This is a genomic window from Actinoplanes sp. NPDC051346, from assembly GCF_040682215.1.
Classification (GTDB): Bacteria; Actinomycetota; Actinomycetes; order Mycobacteriales; family Micromonosporaceae; genus Actinoplanes.
On record NZ_JBFBAJ010000008.1, the window covers coordinates 221,776 to 248,385 of the forward strand.

At 72.2% G+C, this 26,610-nt stretch carries 32 protein-coding genes; 15 read left to right on the forward strand and 17 right to left on the reverse strand.

From position 1 onward, the window contains the following. Nucleotides 1-25: 25 nt before the first annotated feature. The 3 genes from AB0M36_RS21465 (at nucleotide 26) to AB0M36_RS21475 (ending at nucleotide 3,236) form a co-directional block, all read left to right on the forward strand. Nucleotides 26-415, forward strand: coding sequence for a DUF3224 domain-containing protein (locus AB0M36_RS21465; RefSeq protein ID WP_364160085.1), 390 nt, complete (start codon nucleotides 26-28; stop codon nucleotides 413-415). Between the two features lie 67 nt (nucleotides 416-482). Continuing rightward, nucleotides 483-2,498 carry a LamG-like jellyroll fold domain-containing protein gene (locus tag AB0M36_RS21470; protein WP_364160087.1) on the forward strand — a complete coding sequence of 672 codons (2,016 nt, stop codon included), beginning with the start codon at nucleotides 483-485 and terminating at the stop codon, nucleotides 2,496-2,498. A 48-nt stretch (nucleotides 2,499-2,546) separates the two neighbouring features. Next, nucleotides 2,547-3,236: a hypothetical protein gene (locus AB0M36_RS21475; protein WP_364160089.1), complete on the forward strand. Its 690-nt coding sequence runs from the start codon at nucleotides 2,547-2,549 to the stop codon at nucleotides 3,234-3,236. Between the two features lie 10 nt (nucleotides 3,237-3,246). Here the strand turns inward: AB0M36_RS21475 and AB0M36_RS21480 are convergent, their stop codons facing one another. The 3 genes from AB0M36_RS21480 to AB0M36_RS21490 all read right to left on the reverse strand — a co-directional run bounded on the left by AB0M36_RS21480 (nucleotide 3,247) and on the right by AB0M36_RS21490 (nucleotide 6,995). After that, nucleotides 3,247-4,113 (reverse strand): deoxyribonuclease IV, encoded by an 867-nt coding sequence (locus AB0M36_RS21480; RefSeq protein ID WP_364160091.1) that lies wholly within the window; start codon nucleotides 4,111-4,113, stop codon nucleotides 3,247-3,249. Further along, nucleotides 4,104-6,056: a Stk1 family PASTA domain-containing Ser/Thr kinase gene (pknB, locus tag AB0M36_RS21485; RefSeq protein WP_364160093.1), complete on the reverse strand. Its 1,953-nt coding sequence runs from the start codon at nucleotides 6,054-6,056 to the stop codon at nucleotides 4,104-4,106. Before pknB ends, AB0M36_RS21480 begins: the two co-directional genes overlap by 10 nt. Before the next feature lie 153 nt (nucleotides 6,057-6,209). Beyond that, nucleotides 6,210-6,995, reverse strand: coding sequence for a hypothetical protein (locus AB0M36_RS21490; protein ID WP_364160095.1), 786 nt, complete (start codon nucleotides 6,993-6,995; stop codon nucleotides 6,210-6,212). A gap of 111 nt (nucleotides 6,996-7,106) precedes the next feature. On the opposite strand from AB0M36_RS21490, the gene AB0M36_RS21495 reads away from it, so the two are divergent. The 3 genes from AB0M36_RS21495 to AB0M36_RS21505 are packed head-to-tail and all read left to right on the forward strand — an operon-like array spanning nucleotide 7,107 to nucleotide 8,144. After that, nucleotides 7,107-7,451, forward strand: coding sequence for an Rv2175c family DNA-binding protein (locus tag AB0M36_RS21495; RefSeq protein WP_364160097.1), 345 nt, complete (start codon nucleotides 7,107-7,109; stop codon nucleotides 7,449-7,451). A 7-nt stretch (nucleotides 7,452-7,458) separates the two neighbouring features. Then, the gene (locus AB0M36_RS21500) at nucleotides 7,459-7,791 is read left to right on the forward strand and encodes a lycopene cyclase domain-containing protein (protein WP_364160099.1); all 333 of its coding nucleotides are present in this window, start codon (nucleotides 7,459-7,461) and stop codon (nucleotides 7,789-7,791) included. Further along, nucleotides 7,788-8,144 carry a lycopene cyclase domain-containing protein gene (locus tag AB0M36_RS21505; RefSeq protein WP_364160101.1) on the forward strand — a complete coding sequence of 119 codons (357 nt, stop codon included), beginning with the start codon at nucleotides 7,788-7,790 and terminating at the stop codon, nucleotides 8,142-8,144. Before AB0M36_RS21500 ends, AB0M36_RS21505 begins: the two co-directional genes overlap by 4 nt. Nucleotides 8,145-8,147: 3 nt before the next feature. Here the strand turns inward: AB0M36_RS21505 and AB0M36_RS21510 are convergent, their stop codons facing one another. Continuing rightward, entirely contained in the window at nucleotides 8,148-9,203 is a 1,056-nt protein-coding gene (locus AB0M36_RS21510; RefSeq protein WP_364160405.1) for a polyprenyl synthetase family protein, read from the reverse strand. An 80-nt stretch (nucleotides 9,204-9,283) separates the two neighbouring features. On the opposite strand from AB0M36_RS21510, the gene metF reads away from it, so the two are divergent. From metF to AB0M36_RS21525, 3 genes are all read left to right on the forward strand, one after another. After that, nucleotides 9,284-10,210, forward strand: coding sequence for a methylenetetrahydrofolate reductase [NAD(P)H] (metF, locus tag AB0M36_RS21515; RefSeq protein WP_364160103.1), 927 nt, complete (start codon nucleotides 9,284-9,286; stop codon nucleotides 10,208-10,210). Between the two features lie 3 nt (nucleotides 10,211-10,213). Continuing rightward, entirely contained in the window at nucleotides 10,214-10,864 is a 651-nt protein-coding gene (locus AB0M36_RS21520) for a CDP-alcohol phosphatidyltransferase family protein (protein ID WP_364160105.1), read from the forward strand. Nucleotides 10,865-11,078: 214 nt separating this feature from the next. After that, nucleotides 11,079-11,522, forward strand: coding sequence for an HNH endonuclease (locus AB0M36_RS21525; protein ID WP_364160107.1), 444 nt, complete (start codon nucleotides 11,079-11,081; stop codon nucleotides 11,520-11,522). 45 nt (nucleotides 11,523-11,567) lie between these two features. Here the strand turns inward: AB0M36_RS21525 and AB0M36_RS21530 are convergent, their stop codons facing one another. Beyond that, entirely contained in the window at nucleotides 11,568-12,734 is a 1,167-nt protein-coding gene (locus AB0M36_RS21530; protein ID WP_364160109.1) for an FAD-dependent monooxygenase, read from the reverse strand. Between AB0M36_RS21530 and AB0M36_RS21535 the strand changes: the two genes are divergently transcribed. Continuing rightward, nucleotides 12,720-13,046 (forward strand): hypothetical protein, encoded by a 327-nt coding sequence (locus AB0M36_RS21535; protein WP_364160111.1) that lies wholly within the window; start codon nucleotides 12,720-12,722, stop codon nucleotides 13,044-13,046. The two genes, AB0M36_RS21530 and AB0M36_RS21535, sit on opposite strands and share 15 nt — an antisense overlap. Before the next feature lie 48 nt (nucleotides 13,047-13,094). Here AB0M36_RS21535 and AB0M36_RS21540 read toward each other — a convergent pair whose 3' ends face one another. The 6 genes from AB0M36_RS21540 to AB0M36_RS21565 form a co-directional block, all read right to left on the reverse strand. Next, a complete protein-coding gene (locus AB0M36_RS21540) occupies nucleotides 13,095-13,793 on the reverse strand; it encodes a uridine kinase (protein WP_364160113.1) in 699 nt (232 codons plus the stop codon). Continuing rightward, complete coding sequence (locus tag AB0M36_RS21545; protein ID WP_364160115.1) at nucleotides 13,790-14,107, reverse strand: helix-turn-helix transcriptional regulator; 318 nt, start codon at nucleotides 14,105-14,107, stop codon at nucleotides 13,790-13,792. The genes AB0M36_RS21540 and AB0M36_RS21545 overlap by 4 nt, the downstream gene beginning before the upstream one ends. Next, nucleotides 14,104-14,469 carry a type II toxin-antitoxin system RelE/ParE family toxin gene (locus AB0M36_RS21550; RefSeq protein ID WP_364160117.1) on the reverse strand — a complete coding sequence of 122 codons (366 nt, stop codon included), beginning with the start codon at nucleotides 14,467-14,469 and terminating at the stop codon, nucleotides 14,104-14,106. Before AB0M36_RS21550 ends, AB0M36_RS21545 begins: the two co-directional genes overlap by 4 nt. A 96-nt stretch (nucleotides 14,470-14,565) precedes the next feature. Continuing rightward, nucleotides 14,566-15,309 carry a succinate dehydrogenase/fumarate reductase iron-sulfur subunit gene (locus AB0M36_RS21555; RefSeq protein ID WP_364160119.1) on the reverse strand — a complete coding sequence of 248 codons (744 nt, stop codon included), beginning with the start codon at nucleotides 15,307-15,309 and terminating at the stop codon, nucleotides 14,566-14,568. Then, nucleotides 15,309-17,246: a fumarate reductase/succinate dehydrogenase flavoprotein subunit gene (locus AB0M36_RS21560; RefSeq protein ID WP_364160121.1), complete on the reverse strand. Its 1,938-nt coding sequence runs from the start codon at nucleotides 17,244-17,246 to the stop codon at nucleotides 15,309-15,311. The genes AB0M36_RS21555 and AB0M36_RS21560 overlap by 1 nt, the downstream gene beginning before the upstream one ends. A gap of 1 nt (nucleotide 17,247) precedes the next feature. Continuing rightward, a complete protein-coding gene (locus tag AB0M36_RS21565; protein ID WP_364160407.1) occupies nucleotides 17,248-17,910 on the reverse strand; it encodes a succinate dehydrogenase cytochrome b subunit in 663 nt (220 codons plus the stop codon). A 170-nt stretch (nucleotides 17,911-18,080) separates the two neighbouring features. On the opposite strand from AB0M36_RS21565, the gene AB0M36_RS21570 reads away from it, so the two are divergent. Continuing rightward, the gene (locus tag AB0M36_RS21570; RefSeq protein ID WP_364160409.1) at nucleotides 18,081-19,004 is read left to right on the forward strand and encodes a LysR substrate-binding domain-containing protein; all 924 of its coding nucleotides are present in this window, start codon (nucleotides 18,081-18,083) and stop codon (nucleotides 19,002-19,004) included. A 20-nt stretch (nucleotides 19,005-19,024) separates the two neighbouring features. Here the strand turns inward: AB0M36_RS21570 and AB0M36_RS21575 are convergent, their stop codons facing one another. Then, nucleotides 19,025-19,936 (reverse strand): LysR family transcriptional regulator, encoded by a 912-nt coding sequence (locus tag AB0M36_RS21575; RefSeq protein ID WP_364160123.1) that lies wholly within the window; start codon nucleotides 19,934-19,936, stop codon nucleotides 19,025-19,027. A 73-nt stretch (nucleotides 19,937-20,009) separates the two neighbouring features. On the opposite strand from AB0M36_RS21575, the gene AB0M36_RS21580 reads away from it, so the two are divergent. The 4 genes from AB0M36_RS21580 to AB0M36_RS21595 are packed head-to-tail and all read left to right on the forward strand — an operon-like array spanning nucleotide 20,010 to nucleotide 22,014. Further along, nucleotides 20,010-20,939 carry a DMT family transporter gene (locus AB0M36_RS21580; protein WP_364160125.1) on the forward strand — a complete coding sequence of 310 codons (930 nt, stop codon included), beginning with the start codon at nucleotides 20,010-20,012 and terminating at the stop codon, nucleotides 20,937-20,939. 21 nt (nucleotides 20,940-20,960) lie between these two features. Further along, nucleotides 20,961-21,233 carry a hypothetical protein gene (locus tag AB0M36_RS21585; protein WP_364160127.1) on the forward strand — a complete coding sequence of 91 codons (273 nt, stop codon included), beginning with the start codon at nucleotides 20,961-20,963 and terminating at the stop codon, nucleotides 21,231-21,233. Beyond that, nucleotides 21,230-21,553 (forward strand): hypothetical protein, encoded by a 324-nt coding sequence (locus tag AB0M36_RS21590; RefSeq protein WP_364160129.1) that lies wholly within the window; start codon nucleotides 21,230-21,232, stop codon nucleotides 21,551-21,553. The genes AB0M36_RS21585 and AB0M36_RS21590 overlap by 4 nt, the downstream gene beginning before the upstream one ends. 38 nt (nucleotides 21,554-21,591) lie before the next feature. Beyond that, nucleotides 21,592-22,014: a hypothetical protein gene (locus tag AB0M36_RS21595; protein ID WP_364160131.1), complete on the forward strand. Its 423-nt coding sequence runs from the start codon at nucleotides 21,592-21,594 to the stop codon at nucleotides 22,012-22,014. Here AB0M36_RS21595 and crtI read toward each other — a convergent pair. Genes crtI through AB0M36_RS21620 form a run of 5 tightly spaced genes read right to left on the reverse strand, consistent with a single transcriptional unit; the run spans nucleotide 21,997 to nucleotide 26,604 of the window. Further along, entirely contained in the window at nucleotides 21,997-23,457 is a 1,461-nt protein-coding gene (gene crtI, locus AB0M36_RS21600) for a phytoene desaturase family protein (RefSeq protein ID WP_364160411.1), read from the reverse strand. The genes AB0M36_RS21595 and crtI overlap by 18 nt on opposite strands. Nucleotides 23,458-23,476: 19 nt before the next feature. Continuing rightward, nucleotides 23,477-24,571: a glycosyltransferase family 2 protein gene (locus tag AB0M36_RS21605; protein WP_364160133.1), complete on the reverse strand. Its 1,095-nt coding sequence runs from the start codon at nucleotides 24,569-24,571 to the stop codon at nucleotides 23,477-23,479. Then, nucleotides 24,568-25,323, reverse strand: a complete 756-nt coding sequence (locus AB0M36_RS21610) for a carotenoid biosynthesis protein (RefSeq protein WP_364160135.1) — start codon at nucleotides 25,321-25,323, stop codon at nucleotides 24,568-24,570. Before AB0M36_RS21610 ends, AB0M36_RS21605 begins: the two co-directional genes overlap by 4 nt. Beyond that, entirely contained in the window at nucleotides 25,310-25,906 is a 597-nt protein-coding gene (locus AB0M36_RS21615) for a GNAT family N-acetyltransferase (protein WP_364160137.1), read from the reverse strand. Before AB0M36_RS21615 ends, AB0M36_RS21610 begins: the two co-directional genes overlap by 14 nt. Continuing rightward, complete coding sequence (locus tag AB0M36_RS21620) at nucleotides 25,903-26,604, reverse strand: monooxygenase (protein ID WP_364160139.1); 702 nt, start codon at nucleotides 26,602-26,604, stop codon at nucleotides 25,903-25,905. The genes AB0M36_RS21615 and AB0M36_RS21620 overlap by 4 nt, the downstream gene beginning before the upstream one ends. Nucleotides 26,605-26,610 lie beyond the last annotated feature (6 nt).

The window sequence follows — 26,610 nt, forward strand, 5'->3', positions numbered from 1 at the left end:
GTCCGTCACCAGGCGAGGAGCCTCCATGACCCGGCGTGCCACCGGCACCTTCACCACCGTCTTCGAGCCGCTGCCGATCGACGACGACACGCTCGGCCGGACGCGGGCGCTGAAGACCATCGAGGGGGACCTGGCCGGCACCGGCCGCGCGGAGATGCTCTCGGTCGGCACGCCGATCGACGGCTCGGCGGGATACGTCGCCATCGACCGCGTCAGCGGCACGCTGCACGGCCGCAGTGGCAGCTTCGTCCTCCAGCACTTCGGCCTTATGGACCGTGGCGCGGGCACCCTCATCGTCCAGGTCGTGCCCGACTCCGGCACCGACGAGCTCACCGGCCTCACCGGCACGCTCCAGATCGACAACGACTCCGAGCACCACCGCTATGTCTTCGACTACGACATCGCGCCGCGCTAGAGCCGGGGCCGAACGTCGATTGAAGCGTCCAGTATCCTCGGCCCGGATTTCAACGGGGAGGACGCTTATGAGAACACTGGCCCGGTGGGCGGCGACTCTGGTGGCGCTCAGCGCGACCACAGTCGTGATAGGCACGGTCACGGTCGTGCGCGGGCACCTGATGGCGGAGCCGCCGCGTCAGGTCGCCGTCGCCGCGGAGCCGGACGGCGACGCCTACCGGCGTGAGTCGATCCGTGTCATGACGTGGAACATCTGCGGTGAGGCGGGGAGCAGCCGGGGTCGCCCGGGCTACTGCGCCTGGCGTGGCCGGCCGGCCGCCAAGGCCGCTGCGATCGCCACCGTGGCGCGGCAACGCGATCTCAACGTGATCATGCTGCAGGAAGCCTGCTACACCGCCACGGAGTCGGGCCGGACCGGGAGCAACAACCATCTCGAGCCGCTCCTGGCCCTCCTCGGTCCCGAGTGGACCTTCCGGACGGCCGAGGTGCCCCGCGCCGGCTCGGGCTCCCGGTGCCGGGGCGGGCTCAACGGCACCATCGGCAACGTCCTGGCGGTTCGCGGCAAGATCACGTCTGCCACCACGACGCCGCTGCTGGTGGCGAACGATCCCCTCTACTACCCGGATCAGGGCACCGATCGGACGTCGAGCCTGCTGTGCGTGCGGGTCGACGGCTGGCGGAGCACGCCGTGCGTGACGCATCTGCTGCACAACCAGGACGCCGAGTACGCCCGCGAGACGGCGTCGCTCACGGCCAAGGTGGCGGCCGTCGACGGGGTGGTCCTCGGCGGCGACTTCAACACTCAGCTCGGCAACTCGCCGAACTCGGCGCTGAAGGCGCTGTTCGCCCGTTACCCCGAATGCGATCAGCGGGCCTACCTGCCCGGCGACGCCGTCAACGAGCCCACGCACTTCGACCCCGGCGTCACCGAGTCGCCGACGGTGACACCCACCAAATTGGACTACATCTTCGCGGCCGCCGGATTCACGGGCTGTGACTCGCTGGTGGAGCTCGCGGACCCCACCGTCAACACCTCGGGCGCCGAGGATCCGCTCGGGTTCTCCGACCACGCCCCCGTGGTCGCGACGACCCGTGGTTCGGCGCTGACCTGGCGGTTCGACGAGGACGGAGGCCGCACCGTGGCGGACACCTCCGGTAACGGGCTGACCGGGACGATCAGCGGGGACGTTACCCGGAGCAATGCGCGTGGGCACTCGCTGCAGTTCGGTGGTGCGGGAACGGTCACCGCGGCGGACGGCATCATCCCGATGGACACCCGGCGCAGCATCACGGTGTCCATGTGGGCGCGACCCGCGGCGGGCAGCTCCGGCACGGCCCTCAGCCAGAGCGGCAACGCGGCCGCCGGGCTCGTCCTGGCCCACGACGCGCCGGGACAGTGGCGTTTCGCCATGGCGACCGGTGACCTCCCCGGCGCGAAGGTTGACCAGGTCACGGCTCCGGCGAAGGCCGGCGAGTGGGCACACCTGGTGGCCAGGTACGACGCGGTCGGCGGCCAGATGAGCCTGTTCGTGAACGGAGCCCTGGCCGGGACGGCGGCGCACACCACCCGAATGTCCGCGAACGGGCTTCCGGTCCTCGGCACCACCTGGGTGGGCGGCATCGACGACCTGCGGCTGTTCGGATACCCGCTCAGCGACGGGGAGATCGCCGAGCTGCGCGCCGAACAGACCATGCGACCCGCGATCCCGACGCGCACCGACACGGTGCCCGACGCCGGCCCGAGAGGGCCGGGTTGTGATCAGAACGGCGAATACGGCACTGTCGCCTCACTGACGCCCCAGCTCACCGCGACCGTCACGCACGACGATCCGACCGCCCGGGTCTACGCCGAATTCTCGATCTGGGACAACACCGACAAGAGCGCCCCGCAGCCCATCAGCCTCGGCGGCCCCGGATCGGCGAGCGGCGCGGTGACCGGGTCGGGAACCGTGTCGGTGCGGGTCCCCACCCTGATCAAGGGCCATCGGTACGGCTGGTACGTGCGCGGCACCGACGGAACGAGCACCTCGCCCACGGCGACGAGATGTCACTTCGTGGCGGGCGCACCGGATCTCGGTAACTGAGTAGATGTACTCAACCGAGGCCGTCGAGCCGGCCGTACGTTCTTGATCATGACGCACCCGTGGAGTCCGCCGCCGGGCGGCGGCCGTCCTGACTTTCGGCCGCCGGTGCCGGCCCAGTTCGCCGGGCCGCACCACCCGCCCGGTTCCGGCCAGCCATGGCCCGGCCACCCCGGCGGTCCGCCACCCGTGCGGCTGACGCCGGTGCCACGCCCGCCGAAGCCGGTCAGCGTGCGCGTGGCGACGACCCTGACCTGGGTCGGGTTCGGGCTGTCGGGGTTGGCGACCCTGGCCGCGATGGTCTACCTCTGGATCCTGGGAATCGGTTGGGTGCCCTCGAGCTCTGACGAGCGCGGGTCCTGGAACGTCGTGTTCATCGGGTTCGAGGTATTCGTGCTGATCAGCTGGTTGCCTCTCGCCGTCGGCAGCGCGAAGAACGCCGTGCGAGCCGGGCAGGGCAGCGACCCGGCCCGGGGGTGGCTCACCGTCCTGATGGTGTGCAACGCGATGGCCCAGGTCTTCATGATCATCTTGGGGTTGTTTTCCTGGGGGGTGGCCGAGAGCTGGTCAGATATTCCTGAGTACGCGCGGGAACTGACGACGGTGCTGCAATGGGGTGTGCTGGCGGGGCAGATAGTCTGCGTCCTGCTCGCGATCGCGATCGTGGTCCTTCTCCTGGTGCCGAGCGCCAGTCGGTACTACCTGCCGGGGCCCGGCAGATACTTCGTCCCGAACGCTTAGGACGCCAGGGTCACGAGGGCGTTCTCAGGTTCTTGAGCAGGGCGATGTCGGCGGCGTGACCCTCGTGTTCCTTGGTCGGCGTCTCCACGATCACCGGGACGCCGGCCGTGGCGGGGTGCGCGAGCAGTTCCCCGAACGCGGCCGCGCCGATGCGGCCCGCGCCGATCGACTCGTGGCGGTCGCGGGTGGAGCCGCACTGGTCCTTCGAGTCGTTGGCGTGGATCAGCATCAGCCGCTCCCGCCCGACCGTCGCCACCAGCTCGTCCAGGGTCCGTGTCATGCCGCCCGGAGTCGCCAGGTCATGACCCGCCGCCCAGGCGTGGCAGGTGTCGAAGCAGACGCCGAGCCACGGGTGGTGTTCCACCGCCGCGAGGTACGGCGCGAGGTCGCCCATCTTCGACGCGAGGCTCCGCCCGCCACCCGCGCTCGGCTCGACCAGCAGCTTCGGTAAACCCTGCGCGGCCGCCACGTCGAGCAGGGGCAGCAGTGCCTCTCTGAGCTGGTGCAGCGCCTTGTCGTCGTGGGCCGGGTCGACCGAGCTGCCGGCGTGGTAGACGACGGCGGTGGCGCCGATGGCCGCGCCGCGGCGCAGCGCGTGCTCGAGGGTCTCCACCGAGCGCGAGACCGTCAGCTCGGTGGGGGAGCCGAGGTTCACCAGCAGCGACGCGTGGATGTAGGCGGGCAGCCCCCGCTCACCGCATCCGTCGCGGAACAGCGTGTCCTGCTTCGGATCACCCGGCGGCAACGCCCAGCCGCGGGAGTTGGAGACGTATACCTGGACCGCCTCGGAGCCCGCCGCGTCGGCGTAGGGCAGGGCGGCTTTCGCCAGCCCGCCCGACGTCTTGGTGTGCGACCCGATCGGAGGGCTCACAGGCAATTGAGCACGACCTCCGTCTGCGGCAGCGTCGGTGTGTTCGGTCCGGGGTTCTGCTGGCGTACCAGGCCGTTGGGGTTGAAGTTGACGCGCACCTTCAGGCCCATGCCCTCCAGCGTCTGCTTGGCCTGCGGGCACGGCTGGTTGGTCAGGTCGGGGACGACGACGGACGTGGGGCCCTTGCTGACCTCGAGCTTGATCTCGTCGTCCTTCTCCGCGCCGGCGCCGGCCTGCGGGGTCTGGCCGATGATCGTGTCGGCCGGCTGGTCGCTGTCCTTGTACTGCTCCACCACGGACAGCCCGAGGGCCTGGAGCTCGGTACGCACGTCGTTGATGTTCCTGCCCGTCACGACCGGAACGGTGATCGGGGCCTTGCCCTTGCTGATCACCACGGTCACGGTGTCGCCCGGCTTGAGGGTCTGGCCCGACTTGGGCTCGGTGGAGATGACCACGCCCTGCGGCACGGTGTCGCTGTACTGGCCCGGGCCCTCCTTGTAGGCGAGCTTGATGTTCTCGAGCTCGCCCTTGGCGGCGGCCTTCTCCAGGCCGACCAGGTCCGGCACCGGGTAGCGCTCGGGGCCCAGGGACAGCGTGAGGGTGATCTCCCCGCCGTTGACGATCCGCGCGGTGGCCGGCGGGTTCTGTGCCAGGACCACGTCCTTGGGCACGTTCTCGTCGTAGCGGCCGGTGCCGAACACGAGCGCGAAGCCCTTTGTCCTGGCCTCCTGCTCGACCTGCGTCTTGGTCATGTTCACGAACTGCGGAGCCTCGGTGTAGCGCCCGAGCGTGACCCACCAGGTGCTGCCGACGACCGTCAGCACCATCAGCGCGATGGAGACGAGGATGAGGATGCGGCGGCGGTCCCCGAACCGGCCCGGCGCGGTCTCGGGGAACGGTTCGGCGCGGCGTGGGCCGCGACTGCCCTTGTTCTGCTCCGGCAACCGGGCCCAGGTGGGTCGGTCGGAGGCTTTCGGGAAGACGGAGGTGACGGCCGGCACGAGGGCGGTGGCGTCCGCGATCGGCGAGCGGGCCGGCACCTGGCGCAGCAGCGCGGTCTCGACGTTGGCGGCGCCCAGGTCGTCGCGCACCACCTGCACCTCGGCCAGCAGCGCGCCGGCGTCGGTCGGCCGGGCGCCGGGGTCGCGGCGGGTGGCCCGGGCGACCAGGTCGTCCAGCACGTTCGGCAGGCCCTTGACGACGCTGGACGGGGCCGGCACGTCGTGGTCGACGTGCTGCCACGCGACCTCGACCGGCTCGCCGTCCTCGTACGGCACGCGGCCGGTGAGCATCTCGAACAGCACGATCCCGGCCGAGTAGACGTCGGTGCGGGCGTCCGCGTGCCCGTCGGTGACCAGCTCGGGAGCGACGTACGCCACGGTCGCCATCAGCTGGCCGGAGTCGTCGGTGGTGCTCGCCTCGACCGCCCGGGCCAGTCCGAAGTCGGCCACCTTGACCACGCTGTCGACGAGGTTGGCGATGCCGCCGCTGGGCGCCTCGGCGACCAGCACGTTCTCCGGCTTCACGTCCCGGTGCACCAGGCCGGCGCGGTGCGCGGCGGCGATCGCGGCGAGCATCTGCTCGAGGATGGCCAGGGCCTCGACCGGGTTGAGCCGGCGCCGCTGGGTGAGCAGGTCGCGCAGGGTGCGGCCCTGCACGTACTCCATCACGAGGTAGGGCAGGCCCTGGTGGCGTCCCTGGTCGTAGACGGCGACGACGTTGGGGTGGGTGAGCCGGGCGATCGTTTTGGCCTCGTCGGTGAACCGGTCGACGAAGTGGACGTTGGTCGCCTGGGACGGGTGGATGATTTTCAGAGCGACCGTGCGCTCGAGCCGCTCATCCACGGCGGTGTACACGGTCGCCATGCCACCGCGGGCGACGCGACCGGTGATCCGGTAGCGCCCGTCAATCGTCGTGCCGATCAACGTGTCGGCGACAGTCGTGTCCATCGGCGTGAAGTGTATGTGCCCTTCGGGAAAAGGCGGACCAGGATGACCGAGCTGAGACCGAACGGGTACTGCACAACCTGCTGAGGGGCGCATAAGGCAGAAAACGGCCCGCGGTGCGGCGCACCGCGGGGCGCTTTATCGTGACAAATCGGATCAGTTCGCGCGAGCGTGGCGCGCCCGTTCCACCCTGCCGTCGTCGTCGCCCGTCCCGGCAGAAGCGGGCGAACTGGGCGAATCAGTCGGCGTCGGAGTGACGGGGTCGTCAGTGGAGACGCTGGGAGAAGGCGTCGGCGACGGGTTGTGTGCCGTCGGCGCCGCGGTCGGCGTCGGCACCGGCGGGGTCAGACAGTCACAGGGAGTCGGCCTGGTCGCCGGGTCCGCACCCGCCGCCGAGGTCCGCCGCGGACGCGCGGCGGCGACCGGAGGAGCAGCCGTCGGCGCCCCGGTCGCTGCCGGGTTCGGCAGCACCCGGATCGTGCCGCCGGTCACCTCCGGCGCCGGCGCCGCGCCCGGCTCGGAACCCCGGCCGAGACCCTCGTTCGAATCGGCGCCCCGGTCGCCGCCGGGAGCCGCTGCCGCCAACGGGTACGGCTCCGCGCCCTGCTCGTCGAGCAGCGAACCCAGGCCGTTCACCACCGCGAAGTAGCTGCCGGTGGCCCCCGCGACCGCCAGCACGCCGAAGGCGGTCACCGCGACCAACCGGCGCGGACCGCGGGCATGCTCGTCACCGTACGAGGTGCGTAGCCCGCCGGTGACCCCGGCGCCGCCGAAGGTGCTGAAACCCGTAGCCGTCACGTCCTGGAACGCGGCCGGGTGCGCGCCGGGCCCGACGGGGGCTTCCCCGGGGTCCGAGCCCTCGGGGTCGCGCCGGCCCAGGTCGTAGCGCAGCGACCGCCACGCTCCGGCCACCTCGGTGCGGGTTCTCCGCCACAGGGTCATCGAGACACCTCTCCGATCTGTTCGAGCCGGGCACTTCCCGGCGCCGTCAGGGGTTCCGCGTGTTGCGGTGCGAAGACGGCATGGCACGCTGGTCCGGTGACCGAATCAACCGTGGACCCGACCGCCGGCCCGGCCGAATGGATCAACCTGCCCGACGTGGCGGAGCGGCTCGACGTGTCGATCAGCAAGGTGCACCAGATGATCCGCGACGGCGATCTGCTCGCCGTCAAGCGCGACGGCATCCGGGTCGTGCCGGCCGAGCTGATTGCCAACAGCATCGTGCTCAAGCACCTCCCCGGCATCCTTACGCTGCTCCGCGACGCTGGGTACAACGACGAAGAGGCGCTCAAGTGGCTGTACGAGCCCGACGAGACCCTCGGCGGCTCGGGCGCGGTGGGCCTCGGCGGCGACCGCGCCCGTGAGGTCAAGCGGCGCGCGCAGGCCGTCGGTTTCTGAGCGACCGATGCGCCACCTGTCCTACCTGGCCGTGCTCGCCGGCTGCCTGGGGTGCGCGCTCTGGCTCGAACCGGTGCTGAAGGTCAACGTGCTGCGCCGCGGCCGTCGCCTGCTGCTGACGCTGCTGCCGGTGATCGTCGTTTTCGTGCTGTGGGACCTCGCCGCCATCGCGGCCGGGCACTGGACCTTCGATCCGGCGCAGACGACCGGCGTGGAGTTCCCGGGCGGCCTGCCCCTCGACGAGGTGCTGTTCTTCGTCGTCGTGCCGGTGTGCGCGATCCTGGGCTTCGAGGCCGTACGGGCGGTGGTGCGCCGCCCGGCCGGGGACGGCGACGAATGACCTACACCCTGGCCGCCCTGCTCGGCGTGGCCGTGGCGGTGCTGGTCGACATGTTCGTGCTGCGGACGAGGCTCGTGGGACGGGTCGTGTTCTGGGCCACGTACCCGATCATCATCGGTTTTCAGTTGCTCTCCAACGGGATCCTCACCGGGCGGCGGATCGTCGTCTACGACCCGGCGGCGATCCTCGGGTGGCGGATCGCCTACGCGCCGGTGGAAGACCTGTTCTTCGGCTTCGCGATGGTGTTGCTCACCCTGTCCGTGTGGGTCTGGCTGGGACGCCGCGGCGTGCAGCGCGAGCCGCGGGCGGGGGAGGGCAGCGCGGTGTTGCGATGGCTGCGGGAGCGCCTCTGAGCCTCACACCGCACGGCGGGTGGCCGCGTCGACCAGGTCCAGCAGGACGGCCCGGGCCTCCGGTTCGACGTCGGCGGCGGCCAGCGCGGCCAGCGCCTCCTCGGTGAGCGCCGCGATGCGGGTTTCGGTCCGGGCGAGGGCCCCGCTGTCCGTGATGATCTGGCGGAGCCGGGCGACGCCCGTCTCGTCGAGGGCCGGGTCGCCCAGGCCGCGTTCGATCTCCGCCCGGCCGGACTCGGACACCGCCTCGCACGCCGCCGCGACCAGATAGGTCCGCTTGCCCTCACGCAGGTCGTCGCCGGCGGGCTTGCCGGTGCGGTCCGGGTCGCCGAAGACGCCCAGCACGTCGTCGCGGAGTTGGAAGGCCTCGCCCAGGGGCAGCCCGTAGCCCGAATAGGCCGCGTGCAGCGTCGGAGAGGCACCCGCCAGCGCGGCGCCGAGCAACAGTGGCCGTTCGACGGTGTACTTCGCCGACTTGTACCGGGCGACCTTGCCCGCGCGTTCCAAAGAGGTGTCGCCGGTCACCGGGGTGAGGACGTCGAGATACTGCCCGACGGTCACTTCGGTGCGCATTTCGTCGAAGACCGGACGGGCCCGGGCCAGGTCCTCACACGCCACCCCGGAGCCGTGCAGCAACTCGTCCGACCACACCAGCGCAAGGTCGCCGAGCAGCACCGCGGCGTTGTCACCGAAGGCTTCCGCCGACCCGTTCCAGGCCGCGGCCGTGTGGCGGGCCGCGAACCGCTTGTGCACCGACGGCTCGCCGCGCCGCGTGTCCGAGCGGTCCATCAGGTCGTCGTGGATGAGCGCGCTCGCCTGCACCAGCTCCAGCGCGGCCACGGCGACGACGACCGGGTCGCTGTCGAGGCCGCCCGCGCCGCGGTATCCCCAGTACGCGAAGGCGGGCCGCAGCCGCTTGCCGCCGCGCAGCACGAACGCCTCGAGGGCGTCCGCGACGTCGGCCAGCGCCTCGTCGATCGACAGCAGCCTGGCGCGCTGCGCCGCGAGGAAGACGGCGAGGGCCTTGTCGACGCGGGGCCGCAGGCCGGCCCGCTCCAGGGGGGAGGTCACGGCGGGGGAGGTCACGGCGCCAAACCTAGCGGGTCGTGCTCCGGCGGGCAGCCGGTAGACTCCCTGACGTGTCTCTCGGACTTCCTTCGCGCCTACCGACGTCTCCGGCGATCGGTGAGCTGATCCGTCGGCCCGCCCCGACGTTCTCGTTCGAGTTCATGCCGCCGAAGACCCCGGAGGGCGACCAGCTCCTGTGGCGCACCATCCGCGAGCTCGAGCCGCTGCGGCCCGACTTCGTGTCGATCACGTACGGCGCCGGCGGCAGCACCCGCGACACCACGGTCGACGTGACCGAGCGGGTCGCGTCCGAGACGACCCTGCTCGCCATGGCACACCTGACCGCGGTCGGCCACTCGGTCGCCGAGCTGCGCCACGTCATCGGGCGGTTGGCCGGGGCGGGCATCCGCAACGTGCTCGCCGTCCGGGGCGACCCGCCCGGCGACCCGAACGGCGAATGGGTGCGCCACCCCGAGGGCGTGCTCTACGCCGAGGACCTGGTGCGCCTGCTGCGCGAGGCCGGCGACTTCAGCGTCGGCGTGGCCGCGTTCCCCTACAAGCACCCGCGCTCGGCCGACATCGAGAGCGACACCCGCAACTTCATCCGCAAGTGCCGGGCCGGCGCCGACTTCGCGATCACCCAGATGTTCTTCGAGGCGGACGAGTATCTGCGCCTGCGCGACCGGGTGGCGGCCGCCGGCTGCGACACCCCGATCGTGCCCGGCGTGATGCCCGTCCTGCGGATGGCGACGATCTCCCGCTCCGCCCAGCTCTCCGGCGCGCCCTTCCCGCCCGCCCTGCTGAAGCGCTTCGAGCGGATCGCCGACGACGAGGCGGGCGTGCGCCGGCTCGGCATCGACCTGTGCAGTGAGATGTGCCGCAAGCTGCTCGACGAGGGCGTGCCCGGCATCCACTTCATCACCATGAACCGCTCTCCGGCGACGCGTGAGGTCTGGCAGCACCTGGCGGGCACGTCCGCCGTGCCCACCGCCGCCTGACCGGTGACCTGGGAGCAGTACGCCGCCGCTTGGTCGGCACTGCACGGCGGTTTCGACCCGCGCACCGCCTCGCCGGTGGTGCGCGGCTGGATCCGGCTTGCCTATCGCGGTGGCCGCCTGCTCGCCAATCTGCGCGTCGGCCCGACCACGGTGACCGTCGCCGGTCTGCTGCTCTGTGCCGCCGTGCCGTTCGTGCCGCCGCTCGCCGGCGCGCTGCTGGTGCTGCTGGCCGGGATCGCCGACGCCCTCGACGGTGCGGTGGCCGTGGTCTGCGGCCGGGCCACCCGGCTGGGCTTCATCTACGACTCGGTGGCCGACCGCCTCGGCGAGCTCGCCTGGCTGGCCGCGTTCTGGGTGGCCGGCGCGCCGGGCTGGCTGGCCGTGGCCGGCCTGGCGGTGAGCTGGCTGCACGAGTACGTGCGGGCCCGCGCCGCGGTCGGCGGCATGGACGGCCTCGGCGCGGTCACCGTGGGCGAACGCCCGACCCGGGTGTCCGTGGCGGCCGTCGGGCTGGCCCTGACCGGCGTCGTGGGTCTGACACAACCGGGATCAGCCGGCACCGCCGCACTGATCGCGGTGACCGTCTGGTGTGTACTCGGCCTGATCGGTCTCGGACAACTCCTGGCTGCCGTACGCCGCGCGTTGATCGATTAAATCCGTTGTCCGCCGACGGCCCCGCCCCTACCTTGTGAGTCGACGACGTGCCCGGATCACCGGGCAGCGAGGAGACGACATGACGGCCTGCCGGCACGGAAGCAGGGGCTGAAGCCACGGTTGACGCGATGCGACAACCGTCGCCGCCAGAGCCCCGCGCTGTCCGGGGCCGGGCGGCTTTCTCATGTCCTCGAAGGACAGGAGGTGGCCCGCCATGAGCGTGGTCCTCGTACTCAACGCCGACTACGGGCCGCTGCACCGGGTCAGCGTCCGGCACGCCCTCCGCATGCTGTTCCGCGAGGTCGCGGTGGTGCAGGAGGCCAAGCCGGACGCCCGCATCGGCGTCTTCCCCATCCCCACCGTCGTCCGGCTGGTCAGCTACGTCGTGACGCGCTGGCGGCACAGCCGCGGCCCGTCCTGGTCACGCGGCGGCGTGCTGGCCCGCGACGGGCGGCGCTGCGGCTACTGCGGCGCCGCCGCCTCGACCATCGACCACGTCCTGCCGCGTTCGCGCGGCGGAGGCAACACCTGGGAGAACACCGTCGCCGCGTGCGGGCGCTGCAATCAGCGCAAGCGGAACCGCACGCCGGCGGAGGCGCGGATGCCGCTGCGCCGGGCGCCTTGGGCGCCGGGCTGGGCGGAACTGGCCGCGCACTGAGGACGACGGCCGGTGGGACCACACGGGGGTCCGCCGGCCGTCTCGTCAGCGGAGATACGTGTTCAGGTCGGCCGGGTTCCCGGTGACGCAGCCGAGGTAGTTGTCCGGGCGTACGAGGACGTAGCAGGGGGCGCTGACGTCGTAGGCGCGGTGCGCGTGGCCGTCGGTGTCGACGATGACGCCCGGTGCCGCGGCGCCGGGACGCACGATCGAGAAGGTCCGGATGGCGTCACCCAGCGCCGGCGCGGGGACGTCGAACGCCAGCAGGGTCCAATGTGGGCCGCGGAGCAGGTCGAAGACGCGGACCGGGACTCCGGCGGCGTCGTGGCAGGGCGCGTCCGGTGCGCGGTCGCCGGCCCGGACCGACCCCGGCTCCCGCCGGTGCTCGGCGGACAAGGGACCTCCGCGATAGTGCAGCGACAACTGGCGCAGCACCGGGTCGTCGCGCCGCATGGCCTCCTCGGCGTCCTCGGTCCGCCGGGCGTGCAGGCGGGAGCTGATGCCCAGCACCGCGGCGGCGACCGGCAACCGCTCCGCTTCGTACGTGTCGAGCAGCGCGTCGTCCCCGGCGGCCAGCTTCCATCCCAGGTTGTACGCGTCCTGAATCCCGGTGTTCAGCCCCTGCCCGCCGGCGGGGGAATGCACGTGGGCGGCGTCCCCGGCCAGGAAGACCCGGCCCACGCGGTAGCGTTCGGCCATCCGCATGTTCGCGCGAAACCGCGAGGTCCAGCCCACCTCCGTGACCTCAGCGGCGTCGGCGACGGCCTCGGCGACCGACCCGGCGAGGGGCGCGGTCAGCTGCCACACGTCGGTGCCGGGCAGCGGGCACAGGCCGAGCCGCTGGCCGCGGCCATCCGGGCCGGGCCAGATGTGCCAGGCGTCGCGGCTCAGGCCGGTCAGGCGGACGTCGGCGATGAGCATCGTCTGCGTCTCGTAGTTCTCTCCCGCGAAGCCGATGTCCAGGGCCTGCCGGACGGTGCTGCGGCCACCGTCCGCGCCGACGACGTACGGTGCGGTCACGACCTCGCCGTTGCTCAGGGTGACCCGGACGCCGTCCTGACGCTCGTCCAAGCCGGTCACCGCGACGCCGAAGTCGATCGTGCCGCCCAGCTCGGCGTGCCGAGCGGCCAGCAGCTCGCACGTGCGCCACTGCGGAACCATCCACATGTTCGGGTACGGCACGTCCGGGGTGGACTCGTGCAGCTCGTCCATCCGCCAGTCGACGTGGTGCTGGACGCCCTGCGGCAGGCGGCGACGGTCGACGCGGCCTTCGCCGAGCGGGCCCGGCAGCTCGTGGAGCCGGACGTGCGCCACATAGCCGACCACTTGACCCGCGCCCGCGACGCCGGCCTGACCCTGCCGGGGGATCCGCTCGTGGTCGCCACCGCCTTCACCACCCTGGTCCCAGCCTTCGCCGCGATGTGGCAGTCCGGCGGCGGCCCCGAACTCGGGCGGGAGCTTCCCGACGCCGAAGCGATCGAGACGCTGACGTCCTTCGTCTACGCGGGAATCGGCGGTTCGTAAGGCGACGGCCGCGGGTGCCGTCCGACGGCGCCGCGGCCCGGCAGCCGCTCAGGCTTCGGCTTCGGCCCCGGCATCCGCGGGAAGGACCCGGCGCGGGCGGGTGACGTCGGTGTTGTCGACGACCACGGAGGCCCGCTGCCACGGCTCGCACGCGGCGAAGTACCGGCGCTGGCCCTGCACGTACCGCGCCTGCGAGGGGTGTGCCGGGTCGGGATGCGAGCCGTCGCGGGCCGCCATGCGGGGGACCGTCACCTCGAACGGCGCGGACAGGAACACGGAGAAGTCCCAGTGGGCCGCCAGCTCGTCCCGGTGCAGGAACAGCCCGTCGACCACGACGATCGCGTCCGCCGGGGCGGTGAGCCACGGCAGGTCGAGCACCTCGTCCGTGTCGACGTCGTGCACGGCCGTACGGTATCGGCGGTTTCCGGCCGGGCCGAACGGCGCGAGAACGTTCGCGATCAGCGCGGGGTAGTCGTAGGAATCGAGCCAGAAGCCCTCCGCGGAGTCCCGGCCGCGCCGGTGACGGACGGCCCGGGGATGGTGGAAGCCGTCGGCGGAGATGTGGATCGCGGACCGCCCGGCCGTCTCTAACTCAGCGGCCAACCGGCGCGCGAACGTGGTCTTGCCGACCCCGTCCACGCCATCGACACCGACCCGCACCGCGCCGGCGGACACCAGCTCCGCAACGGCGCCCGGCGGTCCGTCCGCCTCGCCGCCAGGTGGGAGAGGTCGACAGGTTCGCGTCATGCGATGGCGGTGATGTTGCCGTCGTCGAAGTAGATCGCCTGGTGGAGGCGGCCCCCGAGGGCAGTGGCGTAGCGGGCCAGTACCTCCTGGCCGGAGATCTTGCCCTGCTCGATCTGGGAGACACGGCCCTTGGTCACGCCCATGCGTTCGGCGACCTGCTGCTGGGTCAGCCCTCGGGCGCGGCGCACTTCGGCCAGGCGGTGCCCGATGACGGTTGCCAGCAATTCCTGCTTGCCGGCCTCGACCGCGTCTTCGCCGCCCACCTGCTCGACCAGGCCGGTGCGAATGTCACTCCAGCGCACATATTCGCTCATGGTTGCCGGCCTTCCTCGTCGGCGCGTTCTTTGAGATATGCCTCGTAGCGTTGCTCTGCCAGCGGGATGGCCTCGGTGTACCAGTCGTTCCATCTTCCGCTCTTGTCCCCGGCAACGAGCAGGATGCTGGATCGCCACGGGTCGAAGGCGAACAAGATCCGTACGGTTCCGGGGCGCAGTTCCTTGAGGTTGGCGATAGCGGAGTCACGGATCGTGTCCACCAAAGGCCGGCCGAGCCCCGGTCCGACCTCGGCGAGCAAGTCGATCGCCTGCACGACGCGGGCCTTGGCTGTCGGCTCGAGACTGGAGATCCAGTCCCGCACCTCGTGGACGACGAAGATCTCCCATCCCTCGGCAGCCATCGGTCGAGTATAGCGGAAGCTATACCTGCCGGTGTGCCCATGCGAAAGGCGACCCGTCCGCGGACGGGTCGCCTTTCGTGGGTTGTGCGGGCGTGGTCAGCGCTTCTTCATGGCCTTGCGGTAGTCGCTGTTGAGGCGGCCGATCAGCGTCAGCGGGATCCCCTTCGGGCAGACCGTCGTGCACTCGCCCATGTTGGTGCAGCCGCCGAAGCCCGCGTCGTCCTGGGCCTCCAGCATGTCGATGACGCGGCTGTCCCGCTCCGGCTGGCCCTGGGGCAGCAGGCCGAGGTGGGCCACCTTCGCGGCGGTGAAGAGCATCGACGAGCCGTTCGGGCAGGCCGCCACGCAGGCGCCGCAGCCGATGCAGGTCGCCGCCTCGAAGGCCGCGTCCGCGTCCGGCTTGGGGACCGGGGTGGCGTGGGCGTCCGGGGCCGTACCCGTGGGGGCGGTGATGTAGCCGCCGGCCTGGATGATCCGGTCGAACGCGCCGCGGTCGACCACCAGGTCCTTGACGACCGGGAAGGGGGCCGCGCGCCACGGCTCGATGTCGATCACGGCGCCGTCGTCGAAGTGGCGCATGTGCAGCTGGCAGGTGGTCGTGGCCCGCTCGGGGCCGTGGGCCACGCCGTTGATCATCATGCCGCACATGCCGCAGATGCCCTCGCGGCAGTCGTGGTCGAAGGCGATCGGGTCGTCGCCGTCGAGGATCAGCTTCTCGTTGAGGACGTCGAGCATCTCGAGGAAGCTGGCGTCGGGCGAGATGTCCTTCACGTCGTACGTGACCATCTTGCCCTTGTCCTGCGGACCGGACTGGCGCCACACGCGTACCTGGATGTCCATTACTTGTAGCTCCGCGTGCTCGGGTGGACGTACTCGAAGTCCAGCTGTTCCTTGTGGAGGGTGGGGGTCTCGCCGTACCCCCAGGCGGCGACGTAGCTGAACTCGTCGTCGTGGCGCATGGCCTCACCGTCCGGGGTCTGGCTCTCGGCGCGGAAGTGGCCACCCGCGGACTCAGCGCGGTGCAGCGCGTCGATGCACATCAGCTCGCCGAGCTCGAGGAAGTCGGCGACGCGGCCGGCCTTCTCCAGGTTCTGGTTGAGCTGCTCGCCGGTGCCGGGCACCTTGACCCGGGTCCAGAATTCCTCGCGCAGGCCGCGGATGAGGCCGATGGCCTTGGTCAGGCCCTCCTCGGTGCGTTCCATGCCGCAGTACTCCCACATGATGTGGCCGAGTTCGCGGTGGAAGGAGTCGACGGTCCGGTCGCCGTTGATCGACAGCAGTTTCTGGATCCGCTCCTCGACCTGCGTCCGCGCGGCGACGACCTCCTCGTGGTCCGGCGAGATCTTCTCGTACGGTCCGGAGGCGAGGTAGTTGGCGAGCGTGTGCGGCAGCACGAAGTAGCCGTCCGCGAGGCCCTGCATGAGCGCCGACGCGCCCAGCCGGTTGGCGCCGTGGTCGGAGAAGTTCGCCTCGCCGACGACGAACAGCCCGGGGATCGTCGACTGCAGGTCGTAGTCGACCCACAGCCCGCCCATCGTGTAGTGCACGGCGGGGTAGATGCGCATCGGCGTCTCGTACGGGTCCTCGCCGGTGATGCGCTGGTACATCTCGAACAGGTTGCCGTACTTGGCCTCGACGGCGTCGCGGCCCAGCCGGGCGATCGCGTCCGCGAAGTCGAGGTAGACGCCGAGGCCGCCGGGGCCCACGCCGCGGCCCTCGTCGCACACGTTCTTGGCCGCGCGCGACGCGATGTCGCGGGGGACCAGATTGCCGAACGACGGGTAGATCCGCTCGAGGTAGTAGTCGCGGTCGGCCTCGGCGATGTCGCCGGCCGGCTTGCCGCAGTCCTCGCGGCGCTTCGGGACCCAGACGCGGCCGTCGTTGCGCAGCGACTCGCTCATCAGCGTGAGCTTGCTCTGGTGCGAGCCGGACTCGGGGATGCACGTGGGGTGGATCTGCGTGTAGCAGGGGTTGGCGAACAGCGCGCCCTTGCGGTGCGCCCGCCAGCTCGCCGTGACGTTGCAGCCCTTGGCGTTGGTGGAGAGGAAGAAGACGTTGCCGTAGCCGCCGGAGGCGAGCACGACCGCGTCGGCCAGGTCCGTGGTGATCTCGCCGGTGACCATGTCGCGCACCACGATGCCGCGGGCCTTGCCGTCGACGATGACGAGTTCGAGCATCTCGTGCCGGGCGAACATCTCGATGTTGCCGAGCCCGATCTGGCGCTCCATCGCCTGGTACGCGCCCAGCAGCAGCTGCTGGCCCGTCTGACCCCGGGCGTAGAACGTGCGGGACACCTGGGTGCCGCCGAAGGAGCGGTTGTCGAGCAGGCCGCCGTACTCGCGGGCGAAGGGCACGCCCTGCGCGACGCACTGGTCGATGATGTTCACGCTGACCTGGGCCAGCCGGTACACGTTGGACTCGCGGGCGCGGAAGTCGCCGCCCTTGACCGTGTCGTAGAACAGCCGGTGGATCGAGTCGCCGTCGTTGCGGTAGTTCTTCGCGGCGTTGATGCCACCCTGCGCGGCGATCGAGTGCGCGCGCCGCGGGCTGTCCTGGTAGCAGTACGAGCGCACCTTGTAGCCGGCCTCGGCCAGGGTCGCCGCGGCGGAGCCGCCGGCCAGGCCGGTGCCGACCACGATGACGGTGAGCTTGCGGCGGTTGGCGGGGTTGACCAGCTTGGCGGAGAACTTGCGCCGCTCCCAGCGGGTCTCGATGGGGCCGTCGGGCGCCGCCGTGTCGGCGATCGGGTCGCCCTCGGTCCAGAAGGACTCGGTCATGTCAGTCCACCAATCCGGTGAGCACGGCGAACGGCACCGAGAGGTAGCCGACGACCAGGACGACGGAGAGCAGGAGCGCGACCGCGCGGGCGACACGCTCGCCGCGCGGCGAGCTCTGGCCCATGGTGCGGACGGCGCTGAACAGCCCGTGCCGCAGGTGGAAGCCGACGCTCACGATGGCGAGCGTGTAGAAGAGCGTCACGTACCAGCGGGCGGGCGCGAAGTCGGCGACCACGTTCGCGTACGGGTGCTCCCGGTCGCCGATCGGGTTCAGCGTGCCGGTGGTCAGGTCGAGGATGTGGAAGATCACGAACAGCGCGATGATCACGCCGCCCCAGCGCATCGTCCGCGCCGCGTAGCTGCCCTGGACCTTGGTGCGGTGCGCGTACCGCACCGGGCGGGCCTTGCGGGCGCGTCGGGTGAGGATCGCCGCGGCCACGATGTGCGCGATCAGGGCGGCGGTCAGGACGAAGCGCTGGATCCAGAGGTACCAGGTCTCCGGCAGCAGCGGCACGCCGATGGTGCGCAGCCAGTGCGCGTAGTGGTCGAAGTCCTGGGCGCCGACGAAGATCTTCAGGTTGCCGATCATGTGCGCGTACAGGAAGCCGACCAGGAGCAGGCCGGTGACCGCCATGAGCAGCTTGAGCGCGATCGAGGATCGCAGCCCCCCGCGGCGCCGCTTCGCGGGCGCCTTGGAGTCGAGGGCCTTGCTCGCGGGCTCGGCCGTCGCCTTCGGGGGAGGAGTTCTGGTATCTACCGACACTCCTTGGACGGTAGGAACGCCGACGCGATTCGTCTAATGCATGATCGTGTGGGTACTCATAGACGTAGGCTATCGAAGTGCAGCTTCAACAGCTCCGATACTTCCTAGCAGTGGTAGAAACCCGGCATTTCACCCAGGCGGCCGATGTGCTCGGGGTCTCACAGCCGACTTTAAGTAAGCAGATTCACACCCTCGAAACAACGCTCGGTGCCCCGCTCTTCGAGCGTGTGCGCGGTGCGGTGGCCCTCACCGCCGCCGGGGAGACCCTTCTGCCGTTGGCCCGCCGCATGATCGCGGACGCCGACACGGCCCGTGACGCGGTGCAGGAGATCGTCGGCCTGCGCCGCGGCCGCGTCCGGGTCGGCGCCACCCCCAGCCTCTGCTCCTCGCTGGTGCCGGCCGTGCTGCACCGCTTCCGCGCCGAGCACCCCGACATCGCCCTGCACGTCAACGAGGGCAGCTCTCAGGATCTCATCGCCGACCTGCTCGCCCGCGACCTCGACCTCGCCCTCATCGTCCAGCCGGAGCAGGGCGTGGACGCGGCCCTGCACGCCGCGCCGGTGCTGCGCGAGAGCCTCGTGGTCGCCTCGGTAGCGTCCGGGCCGCCGCCGACCGTCTTTCGCGAACTGGCCCTCACCGACCTGCGCGACACCCCGCTCGTCATGTTCCGCCCCGGCTACGACCTGCGGGACGTGACCCTGGAGGCGTGCCGGCGGGCCGGCTTCCTCCCGCGCTTCGCGGTCGAGGGCGGCGAGATGGACGCGGTGCTGGCCTTCGTCGAGGCGGGGCTGGGGGTGGCGCTCGTGCCGAGCATGGTGCTGGCCAACCGGCCGCTGCTGCGCGCGACCCCGCTGGCCCCGCCGGGCATGCGCCGGACGATCGCGCTCGCACACCGGCGCCGGGCGGTGCTGCCGCACGCGGCCGAGGCGCTGCGCGCGACGCTGCTCGACCACATCGCCACCGGCGAGCTGCCGTTGGGCGTCCAGCCGCTGTAAGTCCTAGGTGTCCGTAGGTCCTAGCTGTTCCGCGCCTGGTCCGTCACGGCCCTGAGGAAGGCGGTGAGCGCGGGAGCCGGCGGGGTCTCCCGGGTGACGGTGACGAGACGGCGCCTGAGCGCGGCCTCGGCGAGGTCACGGACGGCGATGGCGGGGTCGTCGGCGGGGAGGGCCAGCGGTGGCATGAGGGCGACGGCCGCCCCGACGCGGACCAGTTCGAGTTGCACGTCGGCGTCGTTGGAGCGATGCCGCAGGTCCGGTTCGTAGCCGCCGAGTGCCCGGCAGGTGCCGACGACCATGGCGTGGTGGCCGGTGCCCTCGGCCGAGGCGGTCCAGATGTCGGATCGCAGTCGGGCGATCGGAACGGGCCTTCCCGCCCCCGCGAGCGGATGGGCCGCGGGCAGGACGACCTTGATCGGCTCCTCCAGGGCGGCGGTGAAGCGCAACCCGGCCGGCCGGGGCCGGGGGTGGCCGTCGTACTCGTCGCCGATCACCAGGTCGACCGCGCCCAGCCGCAGCCCGGGCAGCGCCTGTTCGAGTTCGAGTTCGAAAACCTCGACGCGGACCCGCGGGTGCTCGGCCATCATCCGGGCCACGGCCGGCACGAGCAGGCGCCGCGCCGCCGATTGCAGACCGCCGGCGCGTACGGTGCCGCGGATGTCGCCGCCCAACGCGGCCAGATCGGCCTCCGCCGCCTCGGCCGCGGACAGCAGGACGCGCGCGTGCTGGGCGAGCAGGTGTCCGGCGTCGTTGAGCCGCAGCCCGCGCCCCGCCTTCTCGAACAGGCGGGCGCCGACATCCTTCTCCAGCAGCGCCAACTGCTGGGAGACCGTCGAGGGGCTGTAGCCCAACGCCGTGGCGACCGCGCCGAGGGTGCCCCGCTCCTCGAACTCGCGAAGGAACCGCAGCCGCCGCAGATCCAACGACACCATGCAGGAATCCTACTGAGTCACCCTCGGGAATCATCGCTAGACCGAACGGGTCACGGTGTCTGATCCTTCAGGCATGGGTCCTCTGCTGTGTCTCGTCTCCGCGGCGTGCTTCGGCGCCATGGCGATCTTCGGCAAGCTCGCCTACGACGCCGGGGTCACGCCCGGCGCACTGCTGCTGGTGCGCTTCACCCTGGCCGCCGTGCTCCTCGCGGCGGTGCTGCTCCTGCGGCCGGGGCTGCGCCGGGCGGAACCGCACCCCCACCGAGGCGAACCGGCAGTCGGGCGAGGTCGGGCACTGGCGACCGCCGTCGGGCTGGGCGCGGTCGGGTACGCCGCGCAGGCGAGCCTGTTCTTCGCGGCCCTGCGGCGAATGGACGCCTCGCTGCTGTCGCTGATTCTCTACACCTACCCGGTGCTGGTCACCGTGGCAGCGGTGCTCCTCGGCCGCGAGCGGCTCACCCCGGCACGGGTGGTCGCGTTGCTGGTGGCGTCGCTCGGCACCCTGCTGGTGCTGCTCGGAGCCGGCGGCGGGAGCTTCGCACCGGTTCCGGCGCTGCTGGCCTTCGGCGCCGCGATCACCTACACGATCTACATCCTCGTCGCCGACACCGTCGTGCACCGGCTGGCGCCCGTGGTGCTGTCCACGCTGGTGATGACCGGCGCGGCCGGCACCCTCGGCGCTCGGGCCCTGCTCACCGGCGGCGTCGATCTCGACTTCCCGGTGTCGGGCTGGCTGTGGCTGGCCGGTATCGCCGTCGTCTCCACCGTCGTGGCGATGCTGGCCTTCTTCGCCGGCCTGAAACGGACCGGCCCGTCGACCGCGGCCATCCTTTCCACCTTCGAACCCGTGGTCACCACTGCGCTGGCCGCGCTCACCCTCGGCGAATCCCTGAACCCGGTGCAGTTGGCCGGCGGCGTGTTGGTGCTCTCCTGCGTCGCGATCCTCCAACTCCGTCCGATCCGCCCCCGCCTGCCGGCCCAGCCGCGGCTGGACGGCGTCTGACAATCGTTTTACGCTGGGTCGGTGGGGTACGAATGGCTGAGCGAAGCGCTGGCCGCGCTGCGGAACGTCGAGTCGACCGAGGTGCTCGAGGTCCTCTCGGCGACCCGGCGGATGCCGCTGGCCGCTCAGAGCGCCGGCGTGCGGTTCGTGGCCATCTCCGGCCGCACTCAGGCGGGGCGGCCGCTGGTCGTCGCCGTGCGCCTGCTCGACGGCCTGGACCAGCAGATCATCGGCGCCCGCGAGATGACCTCGCGGGAGCTCGCCCGGTTCGAGGCATGGGAGGCAGCGTCATGACCCAGCAGCACACCGACCAGCAGATCGCCGCCGCCGCCGCGGCGTTCGCCGCCGGCGAGGTCACCTACGACGAGACCGCCGCGGTGCGGCTCCCTCCGGTGCCCGAGTCCGAGCCGATGGTGCCTCTCGGCCTGCGGGTGCCCACAGCGCTCGCCCAGCGGATCCGGGATGCCGCGGCGAGGGCCGGCGTGCCCTACTCCCAGTTGCTGCGCGAATGGGCCGAGGTCGGGCTGACCGAGATGGCGTCCGACCAGGTGGTCTCCCTGGCAGCGCTGCGGCGGGCCATCGCACACGCCGCGCAGGGCGGGCGTCCCGCCTGACCCCGGCGCTGCTGATGATCCGGGCGTATTCTGCGGGCATGGCGGCCATTGGGGGCGACGACCGTAAGCGCGACGTCGAGCAGCGTGAGATCGACGCCGAGATGCGGGACTCCCGGTCGGACCTGCGTGACCAACATGCCGATCAGCGGCAGGCGTTGGTCGATGAGCGGCACCTGCTCGGCGAACAGCAGCTGGCGCGGCTCGACGCTCGCGAGCGGCTTCTCCAACAGCGGGAGACCCGTGCCGACCAGCGTGACCAGGGCGAGGCTGAGCAGCGCGAGATCGACGCGGAGATCCGCCGGGGTCTGCGCGAGCGCGAGGACGCGGCCGACCTGCGGGACCGCCGCGCCGACGAGCGTGACGCCGAGGCCGACCTGCGGGACCGCCGCGCCGAGGAGCGCGAGGCCGAGGCCGACCTGCGTGATCTGGTGGAGCAACGGGGGTCAGACGGCCCGGCCTGACGCCGCCGGGCCGATCCGGTCGGCGACGATCTTCGCGGACAGGGTCACCATCGGTAGGCCGCCGCCCGGATGGGCCGACCCGCCCACCAGGAACAGCCCCGCCACCGGCCCGCGGTTGGCCGGTCGCAGCAGCCCGCCGGCCGTGCCGTAGATCGCCCCGCCCGGCGCGGCGGCGGCCTCGGCGAGGTCGGCCGGGGTGCGGGTCTCGCGGAACGCCAGGCGGTCGCGGACGTCGAGGCCGCGGGAGGCGAGCACGTTCAGAATGTGCGTACCGTAATCCTCCGCGAGACCGGGCCGGCGCCAGTCGACGGCGCCGGCGTCGGTGCCGTGCCGGGGCGCGTTCACCAGGACGAACCAGGCCTCCGTGCCCGGCGGGTGTACGGCCGGGTCGACGGCGCGGGTGACGAAGACGGCGGGATCCGACGGCGGCCGCGCCCGGCGGCCGCGGCCCGGGTCGCCGAAGACCGCGTCGAACTCCGCGTCGTAGTCGCGGGGGAAGAAGACGGTGTGGTGGGCGAGTCGCGGCGTCGCGCCCCGGACGCCGAGCAGCAGCACGAAGCCGGCCAGGCTGCGGTCCGACAGCCGGGTCAGCCGCTCCGGGGTGGGCAACAGGTCGCGATAGAGCGTGGACGCGTCCACGTCGGAGACCACGATGTCGGCCGGGACCTCACCGCCTGCAGCGGTCGCGATCCCGACGACGCGACCCTCGCTCGTGCGGATCGCGGTGACGGTCGACGACGTGTGGATCGTGACACCCAGCGCGGCGCAGCGCCGCAGCAGCGCCGACGCCAGCACACCCAGGCCGCCGGGCAGGTACCAGCCGCCGAAGGCCAGCTCCGCGTAGGGGATCGCGGCGAGCGCCGCCGGGGCCCGGCGGGGATCGGTGCCGGTGTAGGTCGCGTACCGGTCGAGCATCGTCCGTAGCCGCGGGTCGCGCAGATAGCGTCGGCCGAGGGCGCGCAGCGAGCGGCCCGGTGCGATCGCCGCCAGGTCGCCGACGCGCCACGACAGCCGGGCCAGGGTCGCGGGGGAGACCTCGCGTCGCAGCACGGATCCCCACGACGCCCGCCAGATGCGCTCGGCCCGGCGCCAGAAACGCGCCCAGTCCGCGGCGGCCGCGGCTCCGAACGCGTCGGCGATCCGCGTCTGGAACACCGCCGGGTTGGAGGACGAGTCCAGGGTGCTGCCGTCCGGGAACACGTGCCGCACCACCGGGTCCAGCGGCACCGGATCCAGCGCCATGCCCAGATCGGCGAAGACCCGCGGCAGTGTCAGCAGGCTCGGCCCGGTGTCGAAACGGAAGCCGTCGCGAACGTAGCGGCCGAGTTTGCCGCCGACGGTCGCCGCGCGCTCGTGCACGGTCACGTCGTGGCCCGCCTCCGCCAGCCGGACCGCCGCGGCCAGCCCGCCGACGCCCGCCCCGATCACCACGATCCGGCTCACCGCCACCACCCGCACCCGGTCAAATCGGCCGTCCACGCCAGCTCAGCCGCCCGCGCCGGCGCCGCGCGAACGAGCGCGCCACCAGACCCGCGAAGACCACGATCGACACCGGCTGGGCCAGCGGATCGGGCCAGGTCCGCCCGCCCGTCGCGGCCGCGGAGATCACCCTTCCCACGACCCCGATTCCGTACGCGCACACACTCCACAACGCAAGATCCACGCTTGCGGTCATCAGGGCGAGTGCCGCGGTCACCGGCGGCGCCGCGTACAGAAGCAGCAGCGAAAGCACGACGGCGGCCGCACCGACCGGCGATCCGAACGACGCCCACAATGACTTGCCGTAACCGTCGGCCAGCTCCCGCCACGACGCGTACATGTGGCAGGTGGCCAACCGGGACCCGTCCGCGAGCGCGACCCGCCCGCCGGAGCGCTTGACCGCCCGCGCCAGAGCGAGATCCTCGAGCACGTCGCCGCGCACGGCCGCGTGCCCACCCGCCCGCTCGTAGCCGGCCCGGTCGGCGACCAGCCACTGCCCGCCGGCGGCGGACAGCGACTCTCGCGGCGAGCGTTCCATGAGCCGCAGCGGCAGGAACGTCAGCCAGGACCACTGCAGCAGCGGCTGGACGAGACGCCCCGCCCCGGTGATCCGCGGGTACGGCGACAGCAGCGTGACCCGAGCCGACCGCAGCAGGGCGACGCCGGCGGCCACCGCGTCACCGGCCAGCACGACGTCGGCGTCGACGAAGACCAGCACGTCGCGGTCGCGGGCGGCCTCGGCCAGTTGCGCGCAGGCGTACGGTTTGCCGAGCCAGCCCTCCGGCGGCGGCGCGCCCGTCAGCAGCCGCACCCGGTCCCCGGCGACCCGGCGCACGACGTCGGCCGTGCCGTCGGTCGAGCCGTCGTCCAGCACAAGAATCTCCAGGTCGGACACGCCGCGCTGACCGAGCAGCGCCTCCAGGCAGGGTGTGACCCGCCCCGCCTCGTCACGCAGCGGCATCAGCACGGCGACGCGTTCAGTGACCACCGCGCCCCGCACGGGCCGGCGCAGCAGCGCGGCGTTGACCAGCGTGTGCCCGGTCAGCGCCACCAGCGGCAGCAGGGCCAACCAGATCATGCGGCGCGCCGCAACGCGGGGATCAGCGGCAGCACCACCGCGCCCATGAGCACCCCGCCCCAGAGCGCGGACCAGGGCAACCCCAGGAAGACCGCGTGGGCGAGCACGGACGAAGCGTACGTCCACAGCCACAGCACCATCATCGGAGCGTCCCCACCAGGGTGACGGCCGGCCGGTCCGACCGCGGCGGCCAGGACGGTCATCAGCAGCACCGCGAAGCCCAGCCAGCCCAGGTAGTTGCCGATCGGGACGCCCGCGACGCCGGGCAGCGCCGGATCGGGGGAGTCCCAGGTCCAGTACCCCTCGGCCACCATCTGCGGGTCGAGGAAGAGGTCCCAGGCGGCGAGGCCCGACGCGGCCAGGGCGATCCGCGCCGCCCGGGTCCGGGCCAGGCGCAGCGCGGCCAGCCACGCCGGCCAGGCCATCCAGGTCCAGGCCAGCGGGATGATCAGCGGGACGCCGAGCACCTTCGGGCCGAGCAGCCCCGCGTAGTCGTACGTGCCGAACGGGAAGCCGGTGGCCACGCCGACCGCCTCGACCGCGAACCCGCCCAGCGTGGCCGTGGCGACCAGCGCGAGGGCGGCCCGGGCGCCCCGGCTGCGCCAGGCGTGCGCCACCGAGAGGACGTATCCCAGCACGACCGTGGTCACCGTGAGGCCGGCCCGGACCTCACCGTGGGTGAGCGGATAGCAGATCTGCACCACCACGAGGGCGCCGAGCAGCGCCCACAGCAGCCGTTTAGATGCCGACAATGCCCGGGGCGTCCTCGGCTGGTGCTTCCTCGGCCGGGGGGCGCTCGGTCAGCGGCAGGCCGCGGCCGAGGATCGCGAACGCCCGCTCGTCGCCGGGGAAGTAGAAGTCGCGCAGGACGTCGGAGAACCCGAACCGGCGATAGAGGCGCCAGGCGCGGGAACGCTGCTCGTCGGCCTCCGGCGTCGACAGCAGCACGGTCGAGCCGTCCGCCATCGCCAGCAGCGCCCGCAGTTGGCGGGCCCCGATGCCGTGCCCCTGCGCGCTCGGGCGCACGTGCAACTCGACCACCTCGAAACAGTCGGACAGCCAGCGCCGCCGGGCGGGCTCGTCCAGCGCCGCGCGGACCTGGTCGTGCCACCACTGGCCGGGGCCGGACGCGTAGCCGTACCCGAAACCGGCGAGGTGGCCGTCGGTGGTCAGCGTGGCCACGGCCCGGAAGCCGGCCCGGCGCACGTGCGCGCCGATGTATCCGCGGCGGGTCTGCAACAGCTCGGCGCGGTAGCCCATCGCCTCGCCGTAGACGCTCACCACGTCGTCCAGCCGCCGGAGCATGTCGTCCGGCTGCCAGGGGACGAGCCTCATCGCTCTCCTTCCCGCCAGCCCAGCACGGTCCTGTCACCGCTGATGTCGAGCACCGCGAACCGGGCGAACAGGTCTTCGGCGTACCATCTCGCGCTCGCCGTCCGCGCGATCACCGCGCGGTGCTCCGGCTGACGGTACGCGAAGCGGGTCAGATCCGCCGCGTCCCGCCACACGCTGACCGTGCCCTGCCAGCCGACCGGCGCCTCGCCGACCCCGAACCGGGCCAGCAGCCCCGGCGCGGCGGCGAGCTCACGGGCGACCGGCGGCACGGCCGTCCAGAACGTCAGCGCCTTCGCCGGCCGCAGCCGCGCCCGGGTGAGCGCGAGCACCGGCCCGTCGCAGCGTCCGCCCGCCGGCTCGCCGAACGGCGCCGCCCTCGACCACCGACCCCGACTGGCCAGCGGCCGCAGCTCCACCCGCGCGGAGGCCGTCGCGACCGCCTCCCACGCCGCGCCGACCCCGCCCAGGTCACCGCCGTCGGTGCGGTCCCAGCAGACCACTGCGGCGTAACGGGTCAGGTCGGCGTCGCCCGGCCCGAAGCTCGTACCCGTCCCGGTGCCGAGCAGCTTGCCGAAACGCACCCCCGGCAGCCGGCGCAACCGCCGCGGATCGGTCGCCATCCGGACGAAAGCCCGCCCGACCCGGCGCCGCGGCACCCGCCACACGTGCAGCGTGACCAGCGGTGGGACGGGGACCATCCCGTC